This is a genomic window from Alphaproteobacteria bacterium (assembly GCA_030740435.1).
Lineage (GTDB): Bacteria > Pseudomonadota > Alphaproteobacteria > UBA2966 > UBA2966.
Genome location: JASLXG010000068.1, coordinates 1 through 26693 on the forward strand (window position 1 = coordinate 1; position 26693 = coordinate 26693).

Genomic DNA, 26693 nt, shown 5'->3' on the forward strand with positions numbered 1-26693 from the left:
ACTTCTCGCTGACGGTGACGGCGACTTCGACGGAAGCCGACGGCGACACGGCCTCGACGGTTTCGACGCTGAACGTGGCGGTGACGGGTGTGGCCGATGCGCCGACGGTGAGCGTGAGCGACGCCAGCGGTGCCGAGGATACCGCCATCGCGCTGGATATCTCGGCCGCGGTGACGGATGTGGACGCCATGAGCGATACCACCGCCAGCCACTTTGAAGATGCAGGTCAAACCGAGGGTGGCGACGGACCCTGGCAGCGCCTCAAGCAGCGCCTCTTGCCACAGGGCGGGGGCGACGGAGAGCGCAAGAAAAAGCCGCTCATGAGCCGGCTCAAATCTTGGTTCGGCGCCGGCCGCGGCATCGCCCTGATCCTGCTGCTGGTGCTGGGCGTGGTGCGCAGCATCGACCCGGAAGTGGTGCAGGTCTGGCGGGCCAAGGCCTTCGATCAGTACCAGATCATCCAACCCCGCGAACTGCCGCCGGGGGGACTGCCCAACGGCGTCACCATCGTCGACATCGACGAGGCCAGCATAGAGGAACTGGGCCAATGGCCCTGGCCCCGCACCATGCTGGCCAGGATGGTCGACAACCTGATGAAGATGGGCGCCATCGTGGTCGGCTTCGACGTTTTCTTCGTCGAGCCCGACCGCATGTCGCCGGACAAGTTCGCCACTTCCGTCTCCGGCCTCAAGCCCGAGTTGGCCAAGCAGCTCAAGCGCCTGCCCTCGAACGACCGGGTGTTCGCCCTGGCACTCCGGCAGGGCCGGGTGGTGCTGGGCCAGAGCGGCTACCAGAGCAAAATCGGCGAAGGCAAGCTGCCCAAGGGCACGCCCAGTGGTTTCAAGGGGCCCAATCCCAGGGAAGTGATCTTCCGCATGCCCGGCTTGGTCCGCAACATCCCGATCCTCGAGAAGTTCGCCTCGGGCCGCGGCATGGTCACGTTGAAACCCGAAAGCGACGGTGTGGCGCGCCGCGTTCCCGCCATCATCGGGGTGGAAAAACAGATCTATCCCGCCCTGGTGATCGAAATGCTGCGGGTAGCGGCCGGGCGCTCCACCTATCTCGTGCGCTCGAAAGAGGACCTGGGGTCCGGCAAGGTCCTGGTCCAGGACATCGTCATCAGTAAGGGCTTCGAGATCCCTACCGATCCAGGTGGCCGCATCCCGGTCTACTACCGTCCCTACGATAAGAACCTCTATCTGTCGGCCAAGGACGTTATCAATGGCACCGCGCCCCTGGACCGGGTGAAGGGCAATTTCATCCTGGTCGGCACCAGCGCCGCCGGCCTTCTGGACATCTGGACCAGCCCCATCGACGCTGCGCTGCCCGGCGTCGAGGTCCACGCCAACCTGCTGGAAACCATCCTCACCCAGAACTATCTCAAACGGCCCATCGATTCGGCCGGCGTCGAGATCGTCATGGCCCTGGTCGCCGGCCTGGCCATGATCATGCTGGTGCCGACCATCGGCGCGGCCTGGACGCTGGGCCTGTTGGTGGTGCTGTTCGCCGGCCTGACCGGCTATTCCTGGTATGAATACAGCGAAAAACTGACGCTGGTCGACGTCACCTATCCCAGTGCCTCGACCTTCGCGCTTTATCTGCTGCTGACCTATACCAGCTACGCCAAGACCATGGCCGAGAAAAAACAGATGCGCGGCGCCTTCAGCCAGTATCTCTCGCCGGCCCTGGTGGAGCAGTTGGCCGACGAGCCCGACCGCTTGACGCTGGGCGGCGAGATGAAGGACCTGACGCTGCTGTTTGCCGACATCCGCGGCTTCACCACGATTTCGGAACAGTTCAAGTCCGACCCCACCGGCCTGACCAACCTCATCAACCGCTTTCTCACGCCCATGACCGACATGATCCTGTCGCGCCAGGGCACCATCGACAAGTACATGGGCGACTGCATCATGGCGTTCTGGAACGCGCCCCTGGATGATGGCCGCCACCCGCAGCATGCCTGCGATTCGGCGCTTTCCATGTTCTCGGCGCTGGAGGGCCTGAACGAGGAGATCAAGGTCGAGCGCGAGGCCGCCAATGAGCCCTTTTTTCCCATCAACATCGGCATCGGCCTCAACACCGGCGAATGCTGCGTCGGCAACATGGGCTCGGCCCAGCGCTTCGACTATTCCGTGCTGGGCGATGCCGTCAACCTGGCCGCCCGCCTCGAGGGCCAGTCCAAGACCTACGGCGTCGGCATCGTCATCGGCGACCTGACGCAACAGGCGGCACCCGAATACGCCTCCGTCGAGCTCGACCTTCTGGCCGTCAAGGGCAAGTCCGAGGCAGTGCGCATTTTCGCTCTGCTGGGCGACGCCGAGATGGCCCAGTCGCCCGAATTCCAGGACTTCAAGGCCAAGCACGACATCATGATCGCGACCTACCGGTCGCAGGACTGGGAAGGTACCCGCAAGTTATTCGCCGAACACCGCCAACTCGAGGGCTCGCTCGACGTGCTTTACGATCTCTACGAGGAGCGCATGGTCGAGTACGAACTGAACCCGCCCGGTGACGACTGGGACGGCGTCTTCGTCGCCACCTCGAAGTAGATTCTTTCGTTAGACCCTCTTTTTTTTAGCCCCTCACCGGGCGGGCGCATCCGCGCCCTTGGCCTCCGACCCCCTACCGGGGGCCGGCTTAGCAACAAAAGCCGCCTCACCCTTTTTTGTTATTTGCTGCTTGGTCTTGGTGCAACGGGAGCAACGCGACCCGCCGCAACTGCGGCGCCCCCGCGGAGGCTGCGGAGCGCAGCTCCGCCGCCGTGAGCGCTAAAACCAACGAACGCTAACCGCCTTAGCGTTCATGAAACGCCTCATAGCGGATCTTGAGCACCGGCCGGATGAGGTATTCCATCACCGACTTCGAGCCGGTCTGGATGTCGACCGTGGCCTGCATGCCCGAGGTGATGGGCAAATCGCCCTCGCGGTCGCCGAGATAAGCCTTTTCGGTAGTCACCAGGACCCTGAAGAAAGGCGTGCCGTCGTCGTCCAGGCTCGAGTCGGCGGCGACGTGGCTGACGCGGCCGTCGAGACCGCCGTAGCGCACGAAATCATACGATGAAACCTTGATTTGGGCGGGCTGGCCTTCGCGCACGTAGCCCCGGTCGATGGGGTTGAGCTTGGCTTCGACGATGAGATTTTCGTGAATCGGCACGATCTGCATGATGACGTCGCTGTCGCGCACCACGTTGCCGATGGAGTTGAAGGCCAAGCCCTTGACCACGCCGTTGATGGGGCTGCTGACGACCGTGCGTTGCTCCTTCTCCTCGGCCTGTTTGAGGGCCTGCTCCTTGCCCGCGATCTCGAGCTCGGTGCGGCCCAGCTCGGTGCGCGCCTCGCGGCGGAATTTGATGCGGAACGAGGAGATTTCCTTCTGCACGGCGGCCAGCGCCGCCTTGGCCTTGGGGATCGATTCCACGTTGGCATCGACCTGGCCATTGAGGCTTTCCACTTCCTGCTGCCATTCGACGAACTGGACCTTCGAAATCAACGCTTCCTCGACCAGGGCCTCGCCCATCTTGACTTTCTTTTTGGCCAACGCGAGATTTTTCTTGGCCGCCGCCAGGGTGGCTTGGAATTCCTTGATCTCCTGGCGTTATTGCCGCACCTCGCTTTTGAGCTTGTCGAGACCGGCGTCCAACTCGTCGCGGCGATCCTGGAGCTGCAGTTGTTCGGCCTTGGCCATGTTGGGCAGCCGCTCCAGGGGCCCCTCGGGGAACTTCGGCTTGCCGCCCTCGGCCTCGGCCTCGAGGCGGGCCTTTCTGATCAGCAGGGCATCGAGCTCGGCCTGGACCTGATCGAGGTTGCCGCCGCTGGCCAGGTCAAGGGCTATCAGTTGCGCGCCCTTTTCGACGATATCGCCATCCTGGACGTAGATCGCCTCGACGATGCCGCGCTCGAAGCTCTGGATGTCGCGGACCTGGCTTTGCGGGATCACCTCACCCTCGGCGCTGGCGTATTCGTCGAGCTGGGTGAAATAGGTCCAGGCCACGAGCACCGCCAACAGCACCATGACGCCCCAGGCGTATTTGCGCCCGGTCGGTACGGGGTGGCTGTCTACCAGTTCGTCGAGCTGACCCATGGGCCGCCTGTGTCGCCGGGATCTCCCCAGCCGTTGCTACGCCTGCTCCCGCAGCAGCGGGGCCGGCATCTGCCCCGCCACCAATTGCGGCACCACGTCGATGGGCCGGCCGCTACGTACGATACGCCCTTTTTGCATGATTAGCACCTGGCGGCAAACCGCCAGCAGGCCGGGACTGTAGGTGATCAGCAGGACGGTATGGTCTTGGGCCAGGGTCTCGAGGGTTTCGGCAAGCTCGGCCTCGCCCGAGCGGTCCAGGTTGCTCGAGGGCTCGTCGAGAATCAGAATCGGCGGATCGCCCAGCAGGCCGCGCGCGATGGTCAGGCGCTGACGCATGCCACCGGAAAGGCGCTGCCCGGCCTCGCCGACCTCGGTGCCGTAGCCGTCGGGAAAATCGATGATGTATTCGTGCAGTCCCGCCCGCTTGGAGGCGGTCAGGATTTCCTCGTCGCTGGCGCCGGAGTTGCCCTTGGCGATGTTGTCGCGGATGGTGCCGGTAAAGAGAAAGCATTCCTGCGGCACGTAGCCGAACCACTCGGCCATCTCGGTGCGGGTGAACTGCTTGATGTCGGCGCCGTCGAGCAATATCCGGCCCGCGGTCGGCTGATAGAGCCCCTGGATCATCTTGACCAGGGTCGACTTGCCGCTGCCGTTGGCGCCCAGGATGGCGATCAGGCCGCCGGGCTGGATCTCCAGGCGCACGCCGTCGATGACCAGGCCGCTTTCCTCGCCATAGGAGAACTTGACGTTCTCGAGCCCGATGACGCCGTGCGGCCGGTCGTGCGCGATGCTGATCTCGCTGCGCTCCTGGGGCATGCCGAAGGCCTCGCCCAGCCGCTTCACGGCCTGGCGGTAGGAAGCGTAGCCCCGCCACGAGCCCACCAGCTGGTTGAAGGGCCCCAGCACCCGGTTGCTCAGCATGTTGGCGGCAATCAACGATCCGATGGTCAGGCGCTGGTCCATGATGGCCAGCGCGCCGACCGAAACCATGGCGATGGAGGTGAAGGTGGCCAGGCCGGCGCCCAGGTTGATGTACTTGTCGGCCCGCCCGCCGCGCAGGATGGAGCGTTCGATGGTTTCGGCCTGTTTCTCCTCCCACAGCGGCTTGAGATCGTCCTCCAGCGCCAGCGCCTTGACCGTCGAGCGGCCGGAGATGATCTCGGCCATCAAGGTGTCGCGGCCAAAGCCCGATTCGCGCTCCTCGCTGCTGGCCTGGTTGACGACCTGGGCCGAGCGCCAGCCGACGATCACGAACACCGGCAGGACGAGGGCGATGACGAAGGCCACCGGCGCCGCGATGACGACGATGAGGCCGAGGAAGAGAACGGCGAACGGCAGGTCGGTGACCAGGATGGCCGAGGGCCCCGAGAGCGTGTTGCGCACCACGTCGACGTCTTTGAAGAGCGCATTCCAGTAGGCCGCCGTGCGCGCTTCCAGCGTCGCCAGCGGCATGGCCAGGACTTTGTCGAAAAGCGAACGCCCCACCGCCACGTCGATGCGCAGCGCCGCACGCTGCATCATGCGGCTGCGCACCTGACGCAGCACGAAGTCGAAGAGCAGCACCATGCCCATGCCGACCAGCAGCCCGCCGAGCGTGCTGATGCCGGCGTGGAAGATCACGCGGTCGTAGATCTGCATGGTGAAGACCGGCACCGCCAAGGCCAGCAAGTTGACGAACAGCGAGATCATGCCGACCTCGCGGTACATCGGCTTCAACGGCTTGAGGATAGGCTTCAGCCAAGCATTCGGATTTTCGTCCGACATACCTCGTCCCACTCTCGGCTCGCGCCGGGTCAAAATCACGCCAGGTCAAATCGTTACTACGCTTACCAAACGTCAAACCAATGGTCTTAACCAACTTCATCCAGGTTAAGAAAGCCTAAAGCCGCGGGAGATGGCAGGCCATGACCAGGTGGGAAATGCGGGGTAGTATGGTTGGCGATGAAGAAATTAATCGCCATCACCCCCGGATTGCGATCGCTGGCGGCATTGCTTTGGCTCGGCCTGGTACTGCTCGACCCGGCCCCGCTTCGGGCCCAGGCGCCCGAGGGCCAGACGCTTGAGGGACTACCGGCGGCCACCGTCGAGGAGCTCTCGGCCCTGGTCGAGACGCTGCAGGACGAGGGCCGGAGAGCAGAATTGGTGACCACGCTGCGGGGCCTCATGGCGGCCCGCGGCGCCAGCCCCGAGGCGCCCACCTCAGACGCCCTTTCGCAAACGCTGCGCGGTTTTTCCCAGACCCTGGGGGAGGCCGGCTCGGCCCTGGTGACGCTGGGCCGCAACTACGGCGATCCGCGCCGCATCGTGGCCTGGTTCGGGGCCCAGGCCGACGACCCCGAACGCCGCGCGCTGTGGCTGCGCATCGTCTTCCAGCTGGCGGTCATGGTGGCGGCCGGGCTGGTGGCGGCGGGCCTGGTGCGCTGGTTCCTGGCCCGGGCGCGCCGCGCCGTCGAGCAGCAGAGTTCGGAGGCCGCCCGGCTTTGGCAGCAAGCGCCGCTGCTGGTGGCCCGGACGCTCCTGGACCTGGTGCCCATCGCCGCCTTCGCCGGCGGCGCCTTCGCCGCCATCGCGCTGCTGGAACCCGGCGAACGGGCGCGGCTGGTGATGCTGGCCGCCATCTATGCCGTGGTGCTGGCGCGCGGCATCCTGGCCGTGGCGCGCATGCTGCTGACGCCGCTGGTGCCGACGCTCAGGCTTTGGACCTTGAAGGACAAAACCGCGGCCTACCTGTTCGTCTGGCTGCGCCGCCTGGTCAACCTGCCGGTGTTCGGCTATTTCACGGCCCAGGCGCTGTTGGCGCTGGGGCTGCCGGATGGCGGCTATACGGTGCTGGTCAAGCTGGTCGGCCTGGGCGAGGCCTTGCTGCTGTTCGTGCTGGTCAGCCAATTGAAGGCCGAGGTGGCCGCCGCCATTCGCGGCAGCGGCGAGGCGGGGGGCGTTTTCTCCTTCAGCAACCTGCGCCGCCGCCTGGCCGACGCCTGGCACGTGGTGGCCGGTCTTTACCTGGCGGCACTTTATTTCGTCTGGGCGCTGGAGATCCCGGGCGGTTTCGCCTACCTGCTCGAGGGCACCCTGGTCAGCCTGGTCATCGTGCTGGCGACCCGCCTGGTGCGCGACCTCATGCGCCGCGGCGCCGATCGGCTGCTGCGCGTCTCGCCGGCCATTCGCGCCCGCTATCCCCATATCGAAAGCCGGGCCAACCGATATTTGCCCTGGGCCCGCAACGTGGCCGCCGGACTGGTCTATTTCGTGGCGGCGCTGCTGCTGCTCGATGCCTGGGAGATCGACGTCTTTGCCTGGCTGGCCGGCGACAGCGGCCGCGAATTGCTGGCCCGGGCGGTGAACGTCATCTTCGTGCTGCTGGTCTCGCTGGGCATCTGGGAGCTGGCTAGCGGCCTCATCACCATCTATCTGGAAAAGCGTGACACCGAGGACCACGAGGTGGTGCGCAGCGCCCGCGCCCGCACGCTCTTGCCGCTGGCCCGCAACGCGCTCCTGGTCGTCATCTTCACCCTGGCGGCGCTGACAACGTTATCCGAGCTCGGCGTCGACATCGGGCCGCTGCTGGCCGGTGCCGGAGTGGTGGGATTGGCCGTCGGCTTCGGCGCCCAGACCCTGGTCAAGGACATCATCACCGGCGCTTTCATCCTCTTTGAGGACGCCATCTCGGTAGGCGACTACGTCGAGGTGGGAGGCCATTCCGGCACCATCGAATCGCTCACGGTACGTACCATCCAGTTGCGCGCGCCCAGCGGCACCGTCTACACCGTGCCCTTCTCGTCGGTCGACACCATCACCAACATGACCAAGGATTACGCCTTCCACATCGCCGAGGTGGGCGTGGCCTACCGCGAGGACATCGAGGAAGTCATGGCGGTGCTGGAGGAGGTCGGCGAGGAGCTGCGCCAGGACCCGGAATTCGGCCCGCACATCCTCGAGCCCATCAGCATCGACGGCGTCGACCGCTTCGACGATTCGGCGGTGGTCATCCGGGCCCGGCTGAAGACCGAGGCCGGCCAGCAGTGGCGCATCAAGCGGGCGCTCAACCGCCGCATCAAGCACGCCTTCGATGCCCGCGGCATCGAGATACCCTTCCCCCACAGCACCATCTTCATGGGCGAGGACAAGAGCGGCCGGGCCCAGATGCTGCGGGTGCAAAACAGCGCTACGGAGCCCGAAAGCGAAAGCTGAGCGCCCGTTGCGCGAAACCGAATCGGAATCTGACTCATGGAATCACGGCCTGAGATCGGCGCCGTCAACTGGCTCGGCGTCTGGACCCTTTATGCCAAGGAAGTGCAGCGTTTCGTCAGCGTGCTGGGCCAAACGGTGCTGGCGCCGACGGTAACCTCGCTCATCTTCCTGGCCATCTTTTCGCTGGTGCTGGGGGGCGCGGTGCGCACCGTCGGCGACGTGCCCTACCTCAAGTTCCTGGCGCCCGGCCTGATCATGATGACCATCGTGCAGAACTCGTTTGCCAACAACGCATCTTCGATGATGATCTCGAAGATCCAGGGCAACATCGTCGACGTCCTGATGCCGCCCTTGTCGGCCGCCGAGCTCACCTTCGCCTATGCCGCCGGCGGCGCCACCCGGGGCCTGCTGGTGGGCCTCAGCGTCACCCTGGCCATGGCCCTCTTCGCGCCCTTGCAGCCCTACAACATCGCCGCCATCGTGTTCTTTGCTCTCAACGGCGCGCTGATGCTCTCGCTGATGGGCCTGCTCGCCGGCATCTGGGCCGACAAGTTCGATCAGCTCGCGCTGATCACCAATTTCGTCATCACGCCGCTCGCCTTCCTTTCCGGCACCTTTTATTCCATCGAGCGCCTGCCCGAGATCTGGCGGGGCCTGAGCCGCTTCGATCCCTTCTTCTACATGATCGACGGCTTTCGTTATGGCTTCATCGGCTCGTCGGACGGCTCGGTGGTGCTGGGGGCGGTGGTGCTGGGGGCGGTCAACGCCGGGCTCTGCGCGCTCTGCTACGTGGTGTTCGCCCGGGGCTACAAGCTCAAGGCCTGAGGGGCGCGGTCTGAAGGAGAAAGCGATGAACGGCGCGGACCTGATCGCCAACATTCTCAAGGCGGAAGGCATCGAGCTGGTTCCCGCCTTTCCCCACAGCGACCTCATCGATGCCGTTGCCAAGCTTGGTATGCGGCCGCTGATCGTGCGCCAGGAACGCCACGCGCTGCACATCGCTGACGGCTACGCGCGCACCACGGGCGGGCGGCGGATCTGCTGCACCACCGTGCAATACGGTCCCGGCTCCGAGAACGCGGTGGGCGCCTTGGCGCAATGCTACGCCGACAACGTGCCGGTACTGCACATGCCGGGCGGATATGCGCTCGGCGATCAGGGGGCGGCGCCAAACTTCAACGCGGCGCGCAACACCCAGCTCGTCAGCAAATGGAGCGAGATGGTGCTCCGGGCCGAGCGCATCCCCGAGATGATGCAGAACGCCTTCGCGCGGCTCAGGAACGGCCGACCGGGCCCGGTCCTGCTGGAGGTGCCGATCGACATCTTCAGCGGGGCGGTCGATGCGGCCCTGCTCGAGAGCTACCGCCCCCAGCGCCGCTCGGCCCCGGCCGGCGCAAGGGAAGACGTGCGCCAGGTTGTCGACATGCTGCTGGGGGCCAAGTCGCCGCTGATCGTCGCCGGCCAAGGCATTTTGTACGCCGGGGCCTGGGATGAACTCCGCCAACTCGCCGAGCTGACCCAAACGCCCGTCATGTCGACGCTCAACGGCAAGAGCGCCTTTCCCGAGAACCACCCGCTGTCGCTGGGCTGCGCCGGCGCATCAAGGCCCGATAGCGTGGTTCGTTTCCTCGACAAGGCCGACCTGATCCTCGGCCTGGGCACCAGCTTCAGCCGCTCGGACTACATCACGCCGTTCCCGACCAAGGGCCGAACCTTCGCCCAGCTGACCAATTGGGAGGGCGATTTGGCCAAGGATTACCCCCTCGATTTCGGCCTCGTCGGCGACGCCAAGCCGACCATCGCCGCCATCGTCGCCCGGGCCACGGAAGTGATGGGCGAGAGCGGCCGGCGCCCGGAGAGCGCGGTGGCGGACGAGATCGCCGCGCTCAAGGCGGCGTATCTCAAACAATGGCGGCCGCTGCTCGAATCGGACACGGTCCCGATCAACCCCTACCGGGTGGTCAACGACCTCATGGCATCCGTCGATCGCAGCAAGACCGTGGTGACCCACGATGCCGGCTCGCCGCGCGATCAGATGACCGCTTTCTTCGAGGCCCTCACGCCCTTCGGCTACATGGGCTGGGGCAAGACCACCCAGCTCGGCATGGGGCTGGGGCTGATGCAGGGCGCCAAGCTGGCACGGCCCGACTGGAATTGCATCAACGTCTGCGGCGACGCCGCCATCGGCATGGTCGGCATGGATATCGAGACTGCCGTGCGCAACCGCATCGGCACCACCACCATCGTTCTGAAGAACGCGGTGATGGGTGGCTACAGGGAATACCATCCCAGCGCCGCCGAGGAATACGCCATCCACGAGCTGGGTGGAGACTATGCCGACATGGCGAAGTCCCTGGGCGCCCATGGCGAGCGCGTGGAGGCGCCGGCGGAGATTAAGCCGGCCATCGCCCGGGCGCTCGAGCGCAATGCCGAAGGCTCCCCGGCGCTTCTCGAAGTCATCACGGCGGAGGAGCCGCGCATGGCCAAGAAGCTGCCCAGCGGAATCGACTGAGGCAGCGGCTTCAAATCCGGGATCACCCATTCACCTTGTCGCCGCCGCCTGTCCCAGGGCATGGCGAACGTCCCCGAGCAAAAACCCGGGTCGGCCGCCCATATTGACGACTGTCGATCGACACCGTACACTCGCCAAGTGATCAAGTCGTTCCGTCATCGCGGCCTGAAGGCGCTTTATGAAGGTGGACGCCCGGCAAAAGTCGCGCCGGGCCACAGGGCAAAGCTTGAGCGTATCCTGACCGCATTGGACCGAAGTAGCGGGCTACAAGGAATGGACCTGCCCGGCTTTCGGATGCATCGGCTCAAGGGCAACCTGAAGGGCCATTTTGCGGTCTCGGTCCCGGGCAATTGGCGGGTGACCTTTCGCTTCGAGGGCGGGCACGCTGTCGATGTGGATTATCTGGACTATCACTAGGAGGTCCTGACATGGCCATGAAGAACCCTGTGCATCCAGGCGCCATTGTGCGCGAGGATTGCCTGGCCCCCCTGGGGCTCTCGGTTACCGAAGGGGCAAAGCGGCTTGGCGTCGGCCGCCAAACGCTTTCCAACCTGGTCAACGAGAAGGCGTCCGTGTCCATCGAAATGGCCTACCGGCTGTCGAAGGCCTTCGGCTCGACCCCGGAAACCTGGCTCGGCATGCAGTTGGCTTTCGACCTCGCCCGGTCGCGTGACCTGGAGCGCAAAATCAAGGTCAAGCGCATTGAGGCTGCGTAAGGCACTGCGTTGCGAAAAATTTGCCTGCCCATTTCATGGGTAGATCCCAAGCCTGCCATCCAAGCAAGGGCACTCGCCGGTAGGCGGACCGGAAGGATGGCCTCCGGTCGCGCAGGAGCGTGTGGAGCCGCCGCCGCGTCAAATAGCCGAGGCTGTTCTCTAACTCGGGACCTGGATGTCAAGCTCTCCATCAAGTTCCTGCCGGGTCCACTGTTCTCTCCGCGGTAGGGGCTGTGCCCTCCGCATGATGGCGTTTGGGGACGTTGGCGGTTCAATCTTGAAATGCTTTGGTCCGCGGCACGGGTATCAGCTGCGAGCCTGGGGCCGGCTAAAGGCAGTCGACTTAACTTGGTCGTGCTCCCCTCACATTTTCTTCCCGGCGGTCCAGCCGCCATCGACCATCAGCGTCGTGCCGGTGATGAAGCTGGCCTCGTCGGAGGCCAGAAAGAGAATCGCGCGGGCGATCTCGTCGGCTTCGCCCCAGCGGTTCATGGCGTGGACCGAGCGCACGGTCTCGGCCATCTCGGGATCATCGAAATAGGCTTCGGTCATGGCCGTCCGCGTGACCCCGGGACCGACGGCATTGATGCGAATGTCCTGTTCGCCCAATTCCAGCGCCATCTGCTTGGTCAACCCCACGACGGCGTGCTTGGAAGCCGTGTAGGCCGCCCGCTTGGGCGCCGCCACCAGGCCCAGCGTCGAGGCCAGATTGACGATCGCCCCGGCGCGGCCGGCTTCTACCAGACGCCTGACGAAGGTTTGCGAGCAAAGGAAAACGCCCGTCAGGTTGACGCCGATCACCCGGCACCACTCCTCGTAGGAGAGCTCGATCATGGGCACGATCTCGCGTACTCCGGCGCTGTTGACGAGCACATCGAGAGCGCCGAGCCAATCCTCGAAAGCCGCGAAGCCGGCCGCCATCGCCGGCGCGTCCGTGGTATCGAGCGTGAAGGCCTTGGCCTGGCCACCGCCTTCGACGATCTCCGCGGCGCAGCCTTCGGCCGTCTCGGGGTCGATATCGGCGATGACGACCTTGGCGCCCTCGGCCGCGAAGGCCAGTGCCGTCTCGCGCCCAATTCCGCTTCCCCCACCGGTAACGACAACGCCTTTGTCTTGAAACCGCATTTCCCTTCCCTCCTTGATGGCCCGCATTTCTCACCGGGGCACGGCCTGCGTGGCCTCGACCAAGCGCCGCTCATCTCACCCTGCCACAAGGCGGATATCAACCTTCATCCCGACGGCTTTGGCGTATCGTTCGAGGGTTTTCAGTGAAGGTTTGTGGCCGCTCTCCGGGCGAGCCACCGTGGGCTGGCTGGTTCCCATGCGCTCGGCGACCTGCTCCTGGGTCAGTCCGGCCTTGGTCCGGGCCTCGACAAGCTCCCTCGCCAGCCGGAACTCGGGCGCCAGGGCGGCGTAATCCTTGCGGTATTCCGGGTCGTCGCGCCATTTCCTTCGCAGTTTGGAAAAGGGAATGGTCATCGGTTCAGCATGGCTCGCATGCCGGTACTATACCATTTTTTGGTATGCCCTCTCAAATCACCCGACATCGAGGGCAGGTCCTCACTGTTCCCCAGCTACTCAAAATATTTGACAAAAATGTACATTAAGGCTCTCATGTACATGTTGTACATAACTGGAAGCTGCCATGAAAGCCTATAGCGCCAGAGATGCCAAGGAGCATTTTGGCGAGCTGATGGATACGGTGCAGCGGGAGCCGGTTTCGATCGAAAAATACGGCCGCCCCGTTGCCGTGATGATGTCGGAAACGGAGTATGAAGAACTGAAGCTGGAACGTCTGCGGGCGATACTGGCCCATAGCGAAGCGCAGGCCGACAGGGGAGAGTTTGCCGAGGACAGCAGTTTGCAGGGCTTGCTCGATGAACTTGACGGCGAGCGTCAGCCGAAAACTTGATGGCAAATGAATATGTCCTGACGAAGCCGGCGCGTGCCGACCTCAAAAGGATCGGTCAATACACGGCGGAAAAATGGGGCATTGATCAAGAAAAAAAATACCTGACACAGCTCTTTGAACGTTTTGATGCATTGGCCGAAAATCCCCACCTCGGCAGGGAACGGCCGGAAATCAAACCCGGATACAGGAGCATTGTCGAAGGCAGGCACGTTATCTTCTACCGCGTAAGAGGCGCGAAGGTCGAAATTCTCAATGTTCTGCACGGACAACTGGACCTGAAGCGACAATTGGAAAATCCCCGCCGCCCACGGCCGCGCCGTGGTCGGGGGCCGGAGTAGCCTGGGGCAGGACACTAGGAGATTCAAATGACTCGCATTCCCATCCACCCCGGGGTGACGCTGAAGCAGGATTTTCTCGAACCGCTCGAGCTCAGCGCCAACCGGCTGGCGGCAGCCATCAAGGTGCCGCAAAACCGCATCAGCGCCATCGTCAACGCCAGCCGCGGCATCAGCGCCGATCCTTCCCGGGGCGATACCCACCTGCGCCCGTGTCGACATCGCGGTCGAAAGGAGAGCGACTCCCCTCATCGGTGAGGCGTTGTGGTATGATGGAGGCAATATCCGCAAAAACGTTGCTTCATTCGACAAGAACATGCACGAAACACGCCCTACCGATCCCATGGATCTGAAGATCCTCGATGCCCTGCAGAGCGACGCCTCGGTCAGCAACCAGCAGCTCGCCGAACTGGTCGGGCTGTCGGCTTCGCAATGTTCGCGCCGCCGCGCCGGCCTCGAGGAGAGGGGCCTGATCCGGGGCTATCGGGCGCTGCTCGACCGCGAAGGGCTGGGGTTCGGGGTGACGGTCTTCATCAGTCTCTCGCTGGACGCCCACAACACCAAGGGCGCCCGCAGCATCCGCGAGCTGGCCGCGAGGACGCCGGAGATCCTGGAAGCCCACGCCCTGACGGGCTCGGCCGATTACCTGTTGAAGGTGGTGGTGCGTGATCTGCGGGAGCTCTCGGATCTGGTCAACGATGTCCTGTTGCCCAACCAAGGCGTGGCCCGCGTCCATTCCAACATCGTGCTGGAGACCCTCAAGGAAGAGGTCAGCCTGCCCCTGAGGTAGTACCCACTAGCTCTTGCCCGGCCTTGAAGGCCCGCAGGTTGAGCTCGGCCAGGGCCTTCTTGCGCTCCAGGAAGCGGGCCATGGCGGTTTCCGCCAGCAATTCCGGATCGAGCGGCAACTTGGCGCTGGCCGCGCCCAGCATCACCATGTTGACCAGGCGGGGCTCTCCCAGTCGCCGGCTTACCTCCGTCGCCTCGATGCCCTGCACCGCCCGCCCGGAGGCCTGCATGCTGGCCAGCGGGTCTTCGGGGTAACTGGCGGCACCGGTCGAGACCACCGGCGGTATCAAGGCCGTCAGGTTGACCAGGGCGGCGCCCTCGGGCTTGAGGCAGCCGAGCCAGCGCAGGCCCTCGGCCGGTTCCAGGGCCAGCAGCAGGTCGGCCTCGCCGGGCGCAATCGAGGGGCAGAGGATTTGCCGCCCGAAGCGCACCTGCGAGTTGACGCTGCCGCCGCGCTGGGCCATGCCGGCGACCTCGGTTTTCTTGACGTCGAAGCCGGCCGCCAGCGCGGTTTGCGCCAGCACTTCCGAGGCCGTCATCACGCCCTGGCCGCCGGTTCCCGCGACCACGATGTTGTAGCTGGCGTCGCCGCCGGCGGGGCCATTCATGCCCCCACCTCCGCCCCGGCCCGGTCCGCGACCGGCACGTCCCCAAGCGGCTGAATGACGTCGGGGCCGCAGGTCTCGGCGCAGAGGCGGCAGCCGGTGCAGGCCAGCGAATCGATGCGCACCCAGGCCTTGTCGAAACGCTTGCCGGATTTCTTGACCTCGACCTCGCGGCGCGTGACCTGCAGCGCCGGACAGCCGGTTTGCAGGCAATTGGCGCAACCGGTGCAGGCCTCTTCGATAACCGCCAGCGGGCGCTCGGGCCGGAAATCCTCGATCAGTACGCAGGGCTTGTTGGTGATGATCACCGAAGGCTCGGGCGCCGCCGTTTCCTGCTTGATGATCTTGAAGAGCTTCGGCATTTCATAAGGATCGACCTCGTGGATGCGCTCGGGACGGACGCCCAGCGCCCGCACCAGGGCGGTGAAATCGAGCTCCGGCGCCGGCTGCCCGCGGACATCGCGGCCGCTGGCATGGTTGTCCTGGCCGCCGGTCATGGCCGTGGTCGAATTGTCCAGGATCATCAGCGTGATGTTGCCGCCCTTGTAGACCACGTCGATCAGGCCCTGCAGGCCCATGTGCAGGAAGGTCGAATCGCCGATCACGGCGATGATCGCCTTCTTTTTGTCGGCCGCCTCGTCGCCCTGCTGGCGCCGGGCCAGGTCCATGCCCAGCGCCATGCCGATCGAGGCGCCCATGCAGACCACGCAGTCCAGCGCCTGCCAGGGCTGTCCGGCACCCAGGGTGTAGCAGCCGATGTCACCGGTGATGATGGCCTTCTTCTTGAAGCGCGAGAGGCAATAGTAGACCCCGAGATGGGGACAGCCGACGCACATGGTGGGGGGGCGGACGAAGACCGGCTCGAGCGGCGGGGCCGCCCCCGGGTCGTTCGCCGGTTCGGCACCCGGATCGTCCGACGAATCAGTGAATAACGGCCGCAGGCCCTGGCGCAGCGTCGTCGCCGTCAACTCGCCGCTGGCCGGCAGCAGATCCTTGCCATGGACCGGAATGCCGGCCGCCCGCAACTCGGTCTCGACCAGCGGCTCGGTCTCCTCCACCACCACCAGGCGCTCCAGGCCGCGGGCGAATTCGCGGATGCGCTCGAAAGGCAGGGGGTGGCTGAAGCCGAGCTTATAGACCGGCGCCTCGGGAAAACTCTCGCGCAGGCTGAGATAGGCGGGGCCCGAGGCAATGAAGCCTGTCCCCCCGCCGTCGCCGTCGCCGCCGCCGCTGGCCTGGTTGTAGGCGCACTCTTCGCTGAAGGCGGCCAGCTCCCGGTCGCGGGCGAATTGCACCGGCAGGCGCTGGCGGGCGATGGCCGGGACCAGCACCAGGCGGTCGGGCTGGCCGGCGAAGGCGGGCTTGGCGCCTGTCCGATCGGCCTCGGGCGGCGGCGCGAACGCCACCCTGGTCTTGACATGGCAGACCCGGGTGGTGAGCCGCAACAGCACCGGGCACTGGAAGCGCTCCGACAGGCCGAAAGCCTCCCAGGCCATGTCGTAGGCCTCCTGCGAATCGGCGGGCTCGAGCAGCGGCAAATGGGCAAAGCGGCCCCAGTAGCGCGAATCCTGCTCGTTTTGCGACGACGAAAGGCCGACATCGTCGGCCACCGCGAAGACCAGGCCGCCGACGGCACCGGAAAGCGTCAGCGACATCAAGGCATCGGCGGCGACGTTCAGGCCGACGTGTTTCATGGCGGAGAAGGCCCGCACCCCGCTCAGGCTGGCGCCGTACGCGACCTCCAGCGCGACCTTTTCGTTGGTCGCCCAATGGGCGTCGAGATCGGCGAATTCGCTGAGGTATTCGAGGATTTCCGTCGATGGCGTTCCGGGGTAGGCGGCGGCGACCAGGGCGCCGGCGTGGCGCACCCCCTCGGCCACCGCCTGATTGCCGGAAGCCAATTGGGCTTCGCGGCCGGCGATCGGCAGGGCGATGTTCATGGCGTTGTTCCCAAGAGGCAGCCGACGCGGGCGCGGCGGGATCGCCGTTGCCGGCGGAAATCCCAGTCGTCAGGGTAACAAATCGCGGCCGGCGGATGTTTGCGAATAGGCCGCTTTGCGGGAGGTAAGGTGCAATGATTCCGCGTCTCATTGGATTAATTACAATGATATTGCACCATCAAGGCTGTGCTCACATCTTTTTGCAGGACAAGGCTGTAGTTCAAGATCACTTCGCCAGAGGACAGCATCCCATATCGGCGCAAGCCGGGAACCTTCCCGGCCCCCCGCCGCCCCCCGTCAACCCCACGTTGACACCACGCACCCACACTCCCATACTCCCCGGCTTTCCCACAGCCAAACCGCCGCACACGGCGGTTTGCTTGCTTCGAGGCGATCACCATGACCGTGTTGATGCCGACCTATGGCCGTATCGATATCGCCTTCGAGAAGGGCGAGGGATCGTACCTGTTTACCGGCGACGGGCGGCGCTATCTCGACTTCGCCTGCGGCATTGCCGTCAATGGGCTGGGGCACGGACATCCCAAGCTCGTCGCCGCCCTCAAAGAGCAAGCCGAACGGCTTTGGCACGTCTCCAACCTATACCAGATCCCCGAACAGCAGCGCCTGGCGGAGCGGCTGGTGGCGAACTGTTTTGCCGAGACGGTGTTTTTTTGCAACTCGGGCGGCGAGGCGATGGAGTGTGGCATCAAGGTCTGCCGCAGCTTTCATAGCGCTGGCGGCAATCCCGAGCGCTATCGCATCGTTACCATCGAAGGCGCCTTCCACGGGCGCACCCTGGCGACGCTGGCGGCGGGGCGCCAGGAGAAGCATCTAGCCGGGTTCGGGCCCATGGTCGAGGGCTTCGATCAGGTGGCGTTCGGCGACGCCGACGCCATGGCGGCTGCCGTGGGCGCGGAGACGGCGGCCATTCTGGTCGAGCCGGTGCAGGGCGAGAGCGGCATCAAGCCTTTGCCGGCGGGGTATCTGACCAAGCTGCGCCAGATCGCCGACGAGGCGGGCGTTCTGCTGTTTTTCGACGAGGTGCAGTGCGGGCTGGGGCGCACCGGCAAGCTTTTCGCCCATCAGTGGGAAGGCGTGGCCCCCGACGTCATGGCCCTGGCCAAGGCGCTGGGGGGCGGGTTCCCGATCGGCGCCTGCCTGGCCACCGAGGCTGCCGCCGTGGGCATGCAGCCGGGCAGCCATGGCTCGACCTTCGGCGGCAATCCGCTGGCCGTGGCGGTGGGCAATGCGGTGCTCGACGTGATGCTGGAAGAGGGGTTTCTCGATAACGTGGCCCGCCTCGCCGGCCGGCTGCGCCAGCGCCTCGAGGGCCTGGTTGCGAGCCACCCGCTGGTGGTCGAGGAGGTCCGGGGCGAGGGGCTGATGCTGGGGCTTCGTGTCAAGCCCACAAATCTCGACGTGGTGACGGCGTTGCGCGAGGCCGGTCTGTTGACTGTGCCGGCGGGCGAAAACGTGGTGCGGCTGCTGCCGCCCTTGAACATCGAAAACGCTCAGATCGACGAGGCCGTGGGCATCATCGAAGAGGTTTGCGCACGGTTCGCGGATTCCGGGGACTAGGGTTATGGCGCCCCGGCACTTTCTCGACATCGCCGAGTTCGACAGGGCCACCTTGCGCGCTATCCTCGACGATTCGGCCCGGGCAAAAGCCGCGCGCCAGGGCCGAGGCCAGGTCGAGCCCGACGACGGCCTGCCGCTGGCCGGCAAGCTGCTGGCCATGATCTTCGAGAAACCCTCGACCCGCACCCGGGTTTCCTTCGACGTGGCCATGCGCCAGTTGGGCGGCCAGGCCATCCTGCTGACCAGCAAGGACATGCAACGCGATCGCGGCGAAACCATCGCCGACACGGCGCGGGCACTGTCGCGCTACGTCGACGCCATCATGATCCGCACCACGGCCCACGACAATCTGCTGGAGATGGCCAGGTTCGCCAGCGTGCCGGTGATCAACGGGCTTACCGACCAGAGCCACCCCTGCCAGGTGATGGCCGACGTCATGACCTTCGAGGAGCACCGCGGGCCGATCGCCGGCAAAGTCGTGACCTGGTGCGGTGACGGCAACAACATGGCGACCTCGTGGATGCACGCGGCGGCACGTTTCGATTTCGAATTGCGCCTGGCCTGCCCCCGGGAGCTGGCGCCAAACCCGGAGCTGCTGGAATGGTCGCGCGCCCAGGGTGCCGCCGTCAGCCTGATCCAGGACCCGGACGAGGCCGCCAGCGGCGCCGATGTCCTGATCGCCGACACCTGGGTCTCGATGGGCGACGACCAGGCCGAGACGCGGCACAACCTGCTGGCACCCTACCGCGTCGACCAACGCCTGATGGGCCTGGCCCGTGACGATGCGCTGTTCATGCACTGCCTGCCGGCGCACCGCGGCGAGGAGGTCACGGCGGAGGTCATCGACGGACCCCAGTCGGTGGTCTGGGACGAATCCGAGAACCGCCTGCACGCCCAAAAAGGCATCCTCGGCTGGTGCCTTTCGTAAATCCTTGACGCAACCCGCGACTCCCGGCTCCGTGAACCCCGACGACCTGATCCTGCCCTTCAAGCTGGAAAGCGCCGACGTGCGCGGCCGCCTGGTGCGGCTCGGGCCGCTGGTCGACGAAGTGCTGCTTCGCCACGCCTATCCCCAGCCGGTATCGATCTTATTGGGCGAAATGCTGGTGCTGGCGGCGGCCATCGCCCGCAGCTTCAAGTTCGACGGCACCTTTTCGCTGCAGACCGAAAGCGAGGGGCCGGTCGACCTGATGATCGCCGACTTCACCACCAGCGGCGAAATGCGCGCCTACGCCCGCACCTCGGGCAGTGCCTCGGGCACATTTTCGTTTGATGATGTCTCGGGCGGCAGCCCTTCCGTGCCGCATCTGCTGGGGGCGGGGCGGCTGGCCTTTACCCTCGATCAGGGGCCCGATACCGAGCGCTACCAGGGCATCGTGCCGCTCGAAGGCGCGACACTGGTCGATTGCGCCCATGCCTACCTGCGCCAGTCCGAACAGCTCGACGCCGCCCTGCGGGTCGACGTCACGCCGCCACAAACAAAAGACCCGCGAGCGGGCTGGAGGGCTGGCGGGATTATGATCGAGCGCCTGGCCTCGGATCGGCCCGACGACCTCGACGACGAAGCCGAGGACGACTGGCGCCGCGCCCTGGCCCTGGTCGGCAGCACGGCACCGGGCGAGCTCTCTGACGCCGCCTTGGCGCCCGAGGATCTGCTCTACCGGCTGTTTCACGAGGACGGCGTGCGGGTCTTCACGCCGCTGCCGCTGGTTGCTGCCTGTCGCTGCAGCCGCCAGCGCATGCAGGAGCTGCTGGCGGGCTTTCCCCATGCCGACATCGCCGACATGGTCGAGGACGAGGCCATCACCGCCACCTGCAAGTTCTGCAACCAGGTTTACCGCTTCGCTGAGGCGGAAATAGCGGCTTCCCGAGATTCCTAGAACACTTCAAGTGTGATAGCGTCACGAAAAAAACACCGACCACGAAGCAAATTGGGGGGCTCACGATGCGCGTAATCATGCCTGCGATAGCCGTTTGCACCGCTTTGCTGGCCGGGCTGGCAAGCCAACCCGCCACCGCCGCCGGGGTCAAAATAACGCCCCTTGGCCTGATCGATGGCGAGTTTTGCCCCTTCGACCGGGCCCCGGTCTTCGAAGACCCCGTTGGTACCCGAATTCTTTACGATCCGGGCCGCACCGTGGCCGGCCCGAACGATCCGCGTTTGGCAAAAATCGACTTCATCCTGTTGAGCCACATGCACCGCGATCACGTCGGCGACAAGCATCAGCCGACACCCAACGCCGGCAGCTGTGGCAAACCGACGCTCACGGAGTTGGCGCTGCCCAACACCAACCTGGTCAATATCGCGCTGGCCAAGGGAGCGACCATCGTCAGCGGCAGCGAGATGCAGGGCTTCCTGGGCAACAAGCTGAAATCGCTGGGGGGTAATGCCAAGAAATCCCAGCTCGCCCGCTTCGGCTCGTCGCGAAGCTTCGGCGGCGTCAAGATCACCACCGTGCCGGCGGTGCATTCGAACGGCGTTCATCCCGCCATGATCGGCGGCGACCTGGGCAAGATGATGGCGGCCGCCGGCCTGGCCGGCTATGTCGGCCCGCCCACCGGTTTCGTCCTGACGTTTTCCAACGGGCTGGTCGCCTATCTATCGGGCGACACCGGCGTCACGGCCGAACAAGAGACCGTGGTGCGCCGGCACTACCAGGCCAAACTGGTGGTCATGAACATCGGCGACGTCTACACCACCGGACCCACCGAGGCCGCTTACGTCATCAACCAACTGGTCAAGCCAAATGCGGTGATCGCCTCTCACGCCAACGAGTTGGCGACCGAGGGCGGCAAGGTCAGGGCCGGCAGCAAAACAGAGGCCTTCATAAAGGCCACCAAGGTTCCCGTGCACGTGCCCTTGAGCGGCCGCACCATGGAGTTCGATGCCGCCGGGAGGTGTGTTTCGGGCTGCGGATAAAGGCGCCGCCCCCCCCACCCCAACCCTCCCCCAGCTTCGGCCCTGTGGGGGAGGGAGTTATTTTTTTCCCCTCCCCCTTGATGGGGGAGGGCAGGGAGGGGGTGTTTTTTCGTACTGCCTTAAAGTGGGGACAGGGACCACTTTCGCGCGCTACTCCAGCTCGATGACGATGTTGCCGTAGCCATCGCGCTCGGCGCTGGCGCCGGGGGGAACCAGGCAGGTGGCGTCGTATTCCTCGACGATCAGCGGGCCCTCACGCCGGGCCGTCAACTGGGCCCGGCTAATGATATCGGTTTCCAGCCAGCCCACGTCGGGACCGAAATAGGCCGGCCGGCGGCGCGGAGCAACCAAGTTCGCTTGCTCGGGCAGCGTCAAGCGGTCGGGAACCGGATCGCTGTCGGGCAGGCCCAGGCCGACGAGCTGCGCCGTGACCAGCACCACCGGCTCCTCGGGGCCGGCGCGATGGCCGTAGGTGCGCTCGTGTTCCTGGCCGAAGCGTTCTTCCAATTCGGCTATCTTGGCCTCGTCGAAAACGCCATCGGGAGCCGGCACCGACAATTCGAATATCTGTCCCTTGTAGTGCATGTTGGCGCCACGCCGGATGGAGATCTGGCGTTCCTCGAAGCCGTCCTGGATCAGTTGTGCCCGGGCTTGCGCTTCCAGTTCCTGCCAGGCCGCCGTCAGCAGGGCCGGATCGCTGTCGCGCAACAGCCCCATCAGACTCCGCGAAAAATGGTGTTCGACGTCGGCATACAAGAGGCCGAAGGAGGAAAACAGCCCCGGTGCCGGGGGCACCACGATCTTGCCCATGCCCAGGGCCCGGGCCATGCCGGCGGCGAAAAGGGGGCCGTTGCCGCCAAAGGCCATCAAGGCATAGTCGCGGGGGTCGCGGCCGCGTTCGCTGGAAATCGCGCGGATGGCGCGGATCATGTTGGATGCGGCGATCTGATGGGCCCCGAAGGCGGCGTGGGCCAGTTCCAGATCCAGGCGCTCGGCGATCTCGGCCTGAAAGACCTGGCGGCAGGCCTCGGTCTGAAGCGGCAGCTCACCTCCCACCAGGAAATCCGGATTGAGATAGCCCAACAGCACGTTGGCATCCGTCACCGTGGGCCTGGTGCCGCCCCGGCCGTAGCACACCGAGCCGGGATCCGCGCCGGCGCTCTCGGGCCCGATCTGCAGCGAGCCGGCGGCATCGATCCAGACGATCGAGCCGCCTCCGGCGCCGACCTCGGCGAGATCGATGGCCGGCAACTTCAACAGATATCCCGCCCCCGTCAACAGCCGCGAGCCCATCAAGATGTCGCCACCGACCTGATAATCCAGGCTGCGGGTGAATTTGCCGCCTTCGATCAGCGAGGTCTTGGCCGTGGTGCCACCCATGTCGAAGGTGATGATGTCGGCGAGATCGAGCTTGCGGGCCAGGGCCCGGGCGCCGACGACGCCGGCCGCGGGCCCCGATTCGATGATGTTGGCCGGCTTCTCGGTGGCGGCCCGGGCGCTGACGATGCCGCCGTTCGATTGCATCGGCATCAGCGGCGCCTTGATGCCGATGCCGTCGAGCGCCAGCATCAGCGCTTCCAGATAGCGCGCCACGATGGGCATCACGTAGGCATTGATCACCGTCGTCGAGGTGCGCTCGTACTCCTTTATTTCCGGCAGCACGTCGAAGCTGATGCAGTGCGAAAGTTCTGGTGCCAACTCGGCGATGATCTCGGCGATGGCTTGTTCATGGGCCGGGTTGGTGTAGGCGTTGAGCAGGCAAACGGCGATGCACTCGACCTCTTCGTCCAGCAAGGCCTGGACCACACGGCGGACCTCGGCCGGATCCAGCGCCGTCTCGACCGCGCCGCTGTGGCTGATGCGCTCACGGACGCCGCGCCGCAGGTAGCGCGGCACCAGCGGCGGCGGTTTCTCCCAGTGCAGGTCGTAGAGCCTGGGCATGCGCAGGTTGCGGATCTCCAGCACGTCGCGAAAGCCCTCGGTGGTGATCAGCCCGGTGCGGGCGCCCTTGCCTTCGAGAATGGCGTTGGAGGCCACGGTGGTGCCGTGCAGGATGTCCGCCACCTGGTCGGCGCTTAAGCCCGCATCGCTCAAGACGTGGGAGATGCCGTCGACGATGCCGCGGGCATAATCGTCGACCGTCGAGGGTACTTTCTTGGTGTGCAAGGCCCCGTCGGGACGCAGAAAGACGATATCGGTGAAGGTGCCACCGATATCGACGCCGACGCGAAAGTTTGTCATGAGACTAATCCGTGGCTGCCATGACAACATCGTGCCAGGCGATATCGGGGACCTCCGGGCGGACCTGGCTGAGCTTGGCGCGCAAAGCGCCCGTGGCCTGGGTGTCGACGAACCAGGCGGCACAGTCGATCACCACGCCATAGTCGCGGGCCGCGGCCTGGGCACTGACCAGCTCGTTGCGCACGTCGGTCAGCACCATCTCGGGATCGCGTTCCAGGGGATCGCCCCAGCCCCCGCCGCCGGCCAATTCGTGGCGAAAGACGTCGCCCCGGCGGAAGGTGATGTTGAGCTTCGAGGGCAGCGGCCGGTTTTCGTCCTGGGGATTGAGGAAGTTGGCCGAGGGCTGTCCCGGATAGCCGCCATAGAGCCCGTAGGGGCGAAATTCCCGGCGGTCGGAGCGCACCTGCAGCACCGCCTCGCGCTCCAGGAAGCGATAGTCGCGGCGATAGGGCGCACCGCCGCGGAACTTGCCCGGTCCGGCCCGGTCGGGCAGGAACTCGTAGCTCAGGATCTGGATGGGTTGCTCGGATTCGATCACTTCCACCGATTGCGAGGCCATGTTGGCGAACATGTTGGTGTTGCCCTGCAGGCCGTCGGCCCAGGGCCGTCCGCCCCAGGTGCCGCAGGCGAAGTCGACATAGATGAAGGCCTTGCGCTGATCGTCGTAGCCGCCGATGGATACCCCCGTGTTGCCGCCGTCGGAGGCCGCGAAGACGCGGTCGGGCAGCATCTGGGCCAGCGCCCCGAACATGCAGTCGCCCATGCGGAAGCCGGTCAGGCCGCGGGCGGCGCAGGCGCCTGGCAGCACCATGTTGGTGATGGTGCCCGGCGGCGCCGTCACCTCGATGGCGCGGAAGAGGCCCTCGTTGGCGGCGATCTCGCCCGGCAGCACCGAGCGGATGGCGGCGTACGATACCGCCTTGGTAAACGAGAGCGTGGAATTGATCGCCCCCTTTACCTGGGGCGAGCTTCCGTTCCAGTCGACGCGCATGGACTGGCCCCGCTTCTCTATCGTGACAAAGAGCCGGATGGGCTGGCCCAGATCGATGCCGTCGTCGTCGATCCAATCCTCGAAGCTGACCTCGCCGTCCGGCAATTCGGCGATGGCGGCCCGGGTCAGGCGCTCGGTATGTTCGATCCCCTCGTTCATGTAAAGCTCGACCTTGGCCACGCCATAGCGCTCCAGCAAGTCGCCCATCTGGCCCTCGGCAATATGGCAGGCCGCGAGCTGGGCCCTGAGATCGCCGAACACCTGCACCGGGATGCGCACGTTGCGCTCGATCAGGGTCCACAGCGTTTCGTTGCGCTTGCCGGCCTGGTAGAGCTTGAGCGGCGGGATGCGCAGGCCTTCCTGATAGATCTCGGTGGAATCCGAGGCGTTGGAGCCCGGCACCCGGCCGCCGACATCGGCGTGGTGGCAGATGGCGGCGGCGAAGGCGATGCGGCGGCCGGCGGCGAACAATGGCTTGAACAGGAAGATGTCCGGCAGATGCATGCCGCCGGCGAAGGGATCGTTGACCATGTAGATATCGCCGGCCACCATCTCGGCATCGTATTGGGCGATCACCACCTCCAGCGCCGTCGGGATCGAGCCCAGGTGCAGCGGCAGCGTCAGGCCCTGGGCCACCAATTTGCCCTCGCCGTCGCAGACCGCGGTGGAGAAGTCCATGTTGTCGCGCAGCACTCCGGAATAGGTGGTGCGGCAGATCGTCACCGCCATCTCGTCGGCAATGGCATGGATGGCGTTCTTGAAGAGTTCGAATTCGATGGGATCGTATTCAGGGCTGCGCGTCATGCTGGCTCGGCTTTCGTCGCTGATGGATTGTCAGGAGGGCTCTCACCGCTTGGCCATGATGGTAGCAGAAGCTTTCCCGCAGCACGAATTCGGCGCTTCGGTAGGGATGAATTAACGCCTGCCCGAGTAGGCTCGGCTTGAAATCGTGCCGAGCTCCCTTCATCATGGAGCGGTAGCGGCGCCGAGATCCGAGGGGCCAGGATGCGAGCGATCAAAGCGGCGATAATGGCGGCGGTACTGTTGCTGCCCGTGGCCTGCGAGACGCCGGCCCCGGCGCCGGTGTTTCCCGATCTCACCTTCGCCCATCTCACCCCCATCGGCCTCGACGTCTCGACCATCGAGGTGATCGAGAATTACGTCTCGCCGCTGCGCGCGCCCAACGTCGAGCACGAGTTCCCCGTCAGCCCGGCCAAGGCCACGCTCTATTGGGCCCAGCGCCGTTTCCGGGCCACCGGTTCGGGGCGCCGGGGCCGGGTGATCATCCAGGACGCCAGCGTCATCGCCACCCCACTCTCGGTGAAGAAGGGCGTCGGCGGACTTTTCAGCAACGAACAGTCGGTGCGCTACGACGCCCGCATCGAGGTGCGCATCGAGGTCACCTCGCCGCTCGGCGGGCGCTCCTCCTTCGCCACGGCGGCGGTCAAGCGCTCGCGCACCGCGGCCGAGGAGATTTCGCTGAACGACCGCCACCAGTTGTTCTTCGATCTGGTCTCGGCCCTGCTCGACGATCTCGACGTCGCCGCAATCAAGAGCATGCGCCAGCATATGGGCCAGGATCTGCGCTGAAGCGCAGATCCTGGTTTTTTTTGTCGCTCACGGCGGCGTCCCTGCGGGCCGCAGCCTCCGCGGGGGCGCCGCAGTAGCGGCGGGTCGCGGTCGCTCCCGTTGGCTTTTTATCGCTCACGGCGGCTCCGCTTCGCTCCGCAGCCTGCGCGGGCGCGCCGCAGTAGCGGCGGGTCGCGGTCGCTCCCGTTGCACTAGGGCCCGTTGACATTTAAGGGATTCCCAAGAGCGTCAAAAAGTGATTCAAGCTTTCTTTTGTCAGGAGGCTTGGATGAACACGGATCGTTTGGTCATCG

General features: G+C 65.3%; 24 protein-coding genes. 15 read left to right on the forward strand and 9 right to left on the reverse strand.

What is annotated here, in order from left to right; genetic code table 11:
- Positions 1-2549: CHASE2 domain-containing protein (locus QGG75_07940; protein MDP6067166.1), on the forward strand; the 2549-nt coding region annotated here is incomplete at its 5' end.
- 244 nt (positions 2550-2793) lie between these two features.
- Here the strand turns inward: QGG75_07940 and QGG75_07945 are convergent.
- The 3 genes from QGG75_07945 to QGG75_07955 are packed head-to-tail and all read right to left on the reverse strand — an operon-like array spanning position 2794 to position 5787.
- Complete coding sequence (locus QGG75_07945) at positions 2794-3585, reverse strand: HlyD family type I secretion periplasmic adaptor subunit (protein MDP6067167.1); 792 nt, start codon at positions 3583-3585, stop codon at positions 2794-2796.
- A 9-nt stretch (positions 3586-3594) separates the two neighbouring features.
- Complete coding sequence (locus QGG75_07950; protein MDP6067168.1) at positions 3595-4080, reverse strand: hypothetical protein; 486 nt, start codon at positions 4078-4080, stop codon at positions 3595-3597.
- A 36-nt stretch (positions 4081-4116) separates the two neighbouring features.
- Positions 4117-5787 carry an ATP-binding cassette domain-containing protein gene (locus QGG75_07955; GenBank protein MDP6067169.1) on the reverse strand — a complete coding sequence of 557 codons (1671 nt, stop codon included), beginning with the start codon at positions 5785-5787 and terminating at the stop codon, positions 4117-4119.
- A 234-nt stretch (positions 5788-6021) separates the two neighbouring features.
- Here QGG75_07955 and QGG75_07960 point away from each other — a divergent pair, with 234 nt between their 5' ends.
- The 5 genes from QGG75_07960 (at position 6022) to QGG75_07980 (ending at position 11499) form a co-directional block, all read left to right on the forward strand.
- Positions 6022-8271 (forward strand): mechanosensitive ion channel, encoded by a 2250-nt coding sequence (locus tag QGG75_07960; GenBank protein MDP6067170.1) that lies wholly within the window; start codon positions 6022-6024, stop codon positions 8269-8271.
- Positions 8272-8307: 36 nt separating this feature from the next.
- The gene (locus tag QGG75_07965; protein MDP6067171.1) at positions 8308-9096 is read left to right on the forward strand and encodes an ABC transporter permease; all 789 of its coding nucleotides are present in this window, start codon (positions 8308-8310) and stop codon (positions 9094-9096) included.
- 25 nt (positions 9097-9121) lie between these two features.
- On the forward strand, positions 9122-10783 hold the full coding sequence (locus QGG75_07970; GenBank protein ID MDP6067172.1) for a thiamine pyrophosphate-requiring protein: 1662 nt from the start codon (positions 9122-9124) through the stop codon (positions 10781-10783).
- Positions 10784-10921: 138 nt separating this feature from the next.
- Entirely contained in the window at positions 10922-11200 is a 279-nt protein-coding gene (locus QGG75_07975; protein ID MDP6067173.1) for a type II toxin-antitoxin system RelE/ParE family toxin, read from the forward strand.
- An 11-nt stretch (positions 11201-11211) separates the two neighbouring features.
- Positions 11212-11499 (forward strand): HigA family addiction module antitoxin, encoded by a 288-nt coding sequence (locus QGG75_07980; protein ID MDP6067174.1) that lies wholly within the window; start codon positions 11212-11214, stop codon positions 11497-11499.
- Between the two features lie 363 nt (positions 11500-11862).
- Here QGG75_07980 and QGG75_07985 read toward each other — a convergent pair whose 3' ends face one another.
- Entirely contained in the window at positions 11863-12624 is a 762-nt protein-coding gene (locus QGG75_07985; protein MDP6067175.1) for an SDR family oxidoreductase, read from the reverse strand.
- A gap of 75 nt (positions 12625-12699) precedes the next feature.
- Positions 12700-12978, reverse strand: coding sequence for a helix-turn-helix transcriptional regulator (locus tag QGG75_07990; GenBank protein MDP6067176.1), 279 nt, complete (start codon positions 12976-12978; stop codon positions 12700-12702).
- 166 nt (positions 12979-13144) lie between these two features.
- Here QGG75_07990 and QGG75_07995 point away from each other — a divergent pair, with 166 nt between their 5' ends.
- The 4 genes from QGG75_07995 (at position 13145) to QGG75_08010 (ending at position 14536) form a co-directional block, all read left to right on the forward strand.
- Positions 13145-13411 (forward strand): type II toxin-antitoxin system Phd/YefM family antitoxin, encoded by a 267-nt coding sequence (locus tag QGG75_07995; GenBank protein ID MDP6067177.1) that lies wholly within the window; start codon positions 13145-13147, stop codon positions 13409-13411.
- Positions 13411-13749, forward strand: coding sequence for a type II toxin-antitoxin system RelE/ParE family toxin (locus QGG75_08000; GenBank protein MDP6067178.1), 339 nt, complete (start codon positions 13411-13413; stop codon positions 13747-13749). Before QGG75_07995 ends, QGG75_08000 begins: the two co-directional genes overlap by 1 nt.
- Before the next feature lie 27 nt (positions 13750-13776).
- Positions 13777-14004, forward strand: coding sequence for a HigA family addiction module antitoxin (locus QGG75_08005; GenBank protein ID MDP6067179.1), 228 nt, complete (start codon positions 13777-13779; stop codon positions 14002-14004).
- An 85-nt stretch (positions 14005-14089) separates the two neighbouring features.
- Positions 14090-14536 (forward strand): Lrp/AsnC family transcriptional regulator, encoded by a 447-nt coding sequence (locus QGG75_08010; GenBank protein ID MDP6067180.1) that lies wholly within the window; start codon positions 14090-14092, stop codon positions 14534-14536.
- Here the strand turns inward: QGG75_08010 and QGG75_08015 are convergent.
- Positions 14517-15143: an indolepyruvate oxidoreductase subunit beta gene (locus tag QGG75_08015; GenBank protein MDP6067181.1), complete on the reverse strand. Its 627-nt coding sequence runs from the start codon at positions 15141-15143 to the stop codon at positions 14517-14519. The genes QGG75_08010 and QGG75_08015 overlap by 20 nt on opposite strands.
- The gene (locus tag QGG75_08020) at positions 15140-17080 is read right to left on the reverse strand and encodes a thiamine pyrophosphate-dependent enzyme (protein MDP6067182.1); all 1941 of its coding nucleotides are present in this window, start codon (positions 17078-17080) and stop codon (positions 15140-15142) included. Before QGG75_08020 ends, QGG75_08015 begins: the two co-directional genes overlap by 4 nt.
- Positions 17081-17473: 393 nt before the next feature.
- Between QGG75_08020 and QGG75_08025 the strand changes: the two genes are divergently transcribed.
- The 4 genes from QGG75_08025 (at position 17474) to QGG75_08040 (ending at position 21578) form a co-directional block, all read left to right on the forward strand.
- Positions 17474-18658: an aspartate aminotransferase family protein gene (locus QGG75_08025; GenBank protein ID MDP6067183.1), complete on the forward strand. Its 1185-nt coding sequence runs from the start codon at positions 17474-17476 to the stop codon at positions 18656-18658.
- A 4-nt stretch (positions 18659-18662) separates the two neighbouring features.
- Positions 18663-19586, forward strand: a complete 924-nt coding sequence (gene argF / locus QGG75_08030; GenBank protein MDP6067184.1) for an ornithine carbamoyltransferase — start codon at positions 18663-18665, stop codon at positions 19584-19586.
- Positions 19587-19617: 31 nt separating this feature from the next.
- A complete protein-coding gene (locus tag QGG75_08035; protein ID MDP6067185.1) occupies positions 19618-20538 on the forward strand; it encodes an Hsp33 family molecular chaperone HslO in 921 nt (306 codons plus the stop codon).
- 77 nt (positions 20539-20615) lie between these two features.
- Positions 20616-21578, forward strand: a complete 963-nt coding sequence (locus tag QGG75_08040) for an MBL fold metallo-hydrolase (GenBank protein MDP6067186.1) — start codon at positions 20616-20618, stop codon at positions 21576-21578.
- A 150-nt stretch (positions 21579-21728) separates the two neighbouring features.
- On the opposite strand, the gene QGG75_08045 is transcribed toward QGG75_08040, so the two are convergent.
- Both QGG75_08045 and QGG75_08050 read right to left on the reverse strand, forming a co-directional pair.
- On the reverse strand, positions 21729-23819 hold the full coding sequence (locus QGG75_08045; protein MDP6067187.1) for a hydantoinase/oxoprolinase family protein: 2091 nt from the start codon (positions 23817-23819) through the stop codon (positions 21729-21731).
- Between the two features lie 4 nt (positions 23820-23823).
- Positions 23824-25614 carry a hydantoinase B/oxoprolinase family protein gene (locus QGG75_08050; protein ID MDP6067188.1) on the reverse strand — a complete coding sequence of 597 codons (1791 nt, stop codon included), beginning with the start codon at positions 25612-25614 and terminating at the stop codon, positions 23824-23826.
- A gap of 201 nt (positions 25615-25815) precedes the next feature.
- Between QGG75_08050 and QGG75_08055 the strand changes: the two genes are divergently transcribed.
- Positions 25816-26400: a hypothetical protein gene (locus QGG75_08055; GenBank protein MDP6067189.1), complete on the forward strand. Its 585-nt coding sequence runs from the start codon at positions 25816-25818 to the stop codon at positions 26398-26400.
- Positions 26401-26693 lie beyond the last annotated feature (293 nt).

Excerpts from the sequence above, each read along its gene's own strand:
- QGG75_07965 (MDP6067171.1), top strand. The coding sequence starts at position 8,308 with ATGGAATCACGGCCTGAGATCGGCGCCGTCAACTGGCTCGGCGTCTGG.
- QGG75_07955 (MDP6067169.1), bottom strand. The coding sequence starts at position 5,787 with ATGTACCGCGAGGTCGGCATGATCTCGCTGTTCGTCAACTTGCTGGCC.
- QGG75_08015 (MDP6067181.1), bottom strand. The coding sequence starts at position 15,143 with ATGAATGGCCCCGCCGGCGGCGACGCCAGCTACAACATCGTGGTCGCG.
- QGG75_07985 (MDP6067175.1), bottom strand. The coding sequence starts at position 12,624 with ATGCGGTTTCAAGACAAAGGCGTTGTCGTTACCGGTGGGGGAAGCGGA.
- QGG75_07950 (MDP6067168.1), bottom strand. The coding sequence starts at position 4,080 with ATGGGTCAGCTCGACGAACTGGTAGACAGCCACCCCGTACCGACCGGG.
- QGG75_08005 (MDP6067179.1), top strand. The coding sequence starts at position 13,777 with ATGACTCGCATTCCCATCCACCCCGGGGTGACGCTGAAGCAGGATTTT.
- QGG75_07960 (MDP6067170.1), top strand. The coding sequence starts at position 6,022 with ATGAAGAAATTAATCGCCATCACCCCCGGATTGCGATCGCTGGCGGCA.
- QGG75_07990 (MDP6067176.1), bottom strand. The coding sequence starts at position 12,978 with ATGACCATTCCCTTTTCCAAACTGCGAAGGAAATGGCGCGACGACCCG.
- QGG75_07970 (MDP6067172.1), top strand. The coding sequence starts at position 9,122 with ATGAACGGCGCGGACCTGATCGCCAACATTCTCAAGGCGGAAGGCATC.
- QGG75_08050 (MDP6067188.1), bottom strand. The coding sequence starts at position 25,614 with ATGACGCGCAGCCCTGAATACGATCCCATCGAATTCGAACTCTTCAAG.
- QGG75_07995 (MDP6067177.1), top strand. The coding sequence starts at position 13,145 with ATGAAAGCCTATAGCGCCAGAGATGCCAAGGAGCATTTTGGCGAGCTG.
- QGG75_08000 (MDP6067178.1), top strand. The coding sequence starts at position 13,411 with ATGGCAAATGAATATGTCCTGACGAAGCCGGCGCGTGCCGACCTCAAA.
- argF (MDP6067184.1), top strand. The coding sequence starts at position 18,663 with ATGGCGCCCCGGCACTTTCTCGACATCGCCGAGTTCGACAGGGCCACC.
- QGG75_08010 (MDP6067180.1), top strand. The coding sequence starts at position 14,090 with ATGGATCTGAAGATCCTCGATGCCCTGCAGAGCGACGCCTCGGTCAGC.
- QGG75_08040 (MDP6067186.1), top strand. The coding sequence starts at position 20,616 with ATGCCTGCGATAGCCGTTTGCACCGCTTTGCTGGCCGGGCTGGCAAGC.
- QGG75_08020 (MDP6067182.1), bottom strand. The coding sequence starts at position 17,080 with ATGAACATCGCCCTGCCGATCGCCGGCCGCGAAGCCCAATTGGCTTCC.
- QGG75_08055 (MDP6067189.1), top strand. The coding sequence starts at position 25,816 with ATGCGAGCGATCAAAGCGGCGATAATGGCGGCGGTACTGTTGCTGCCC.
- QGG75_07980 (MDP6067174.1), top strand. The coding sequence starts at position 11,212 with ATGGCCATGAAGAACCCTGTGCATCCAGGCGCCATTGTGCGCGAGGAT.
- QGG75_08045 (MDP6067187.1), bottom strand. The coding sequence starts at position 23,819 with ATGACAAACTTTCGCGTCGGCGTCGATATCGGTGGCACCTTCACCGAT.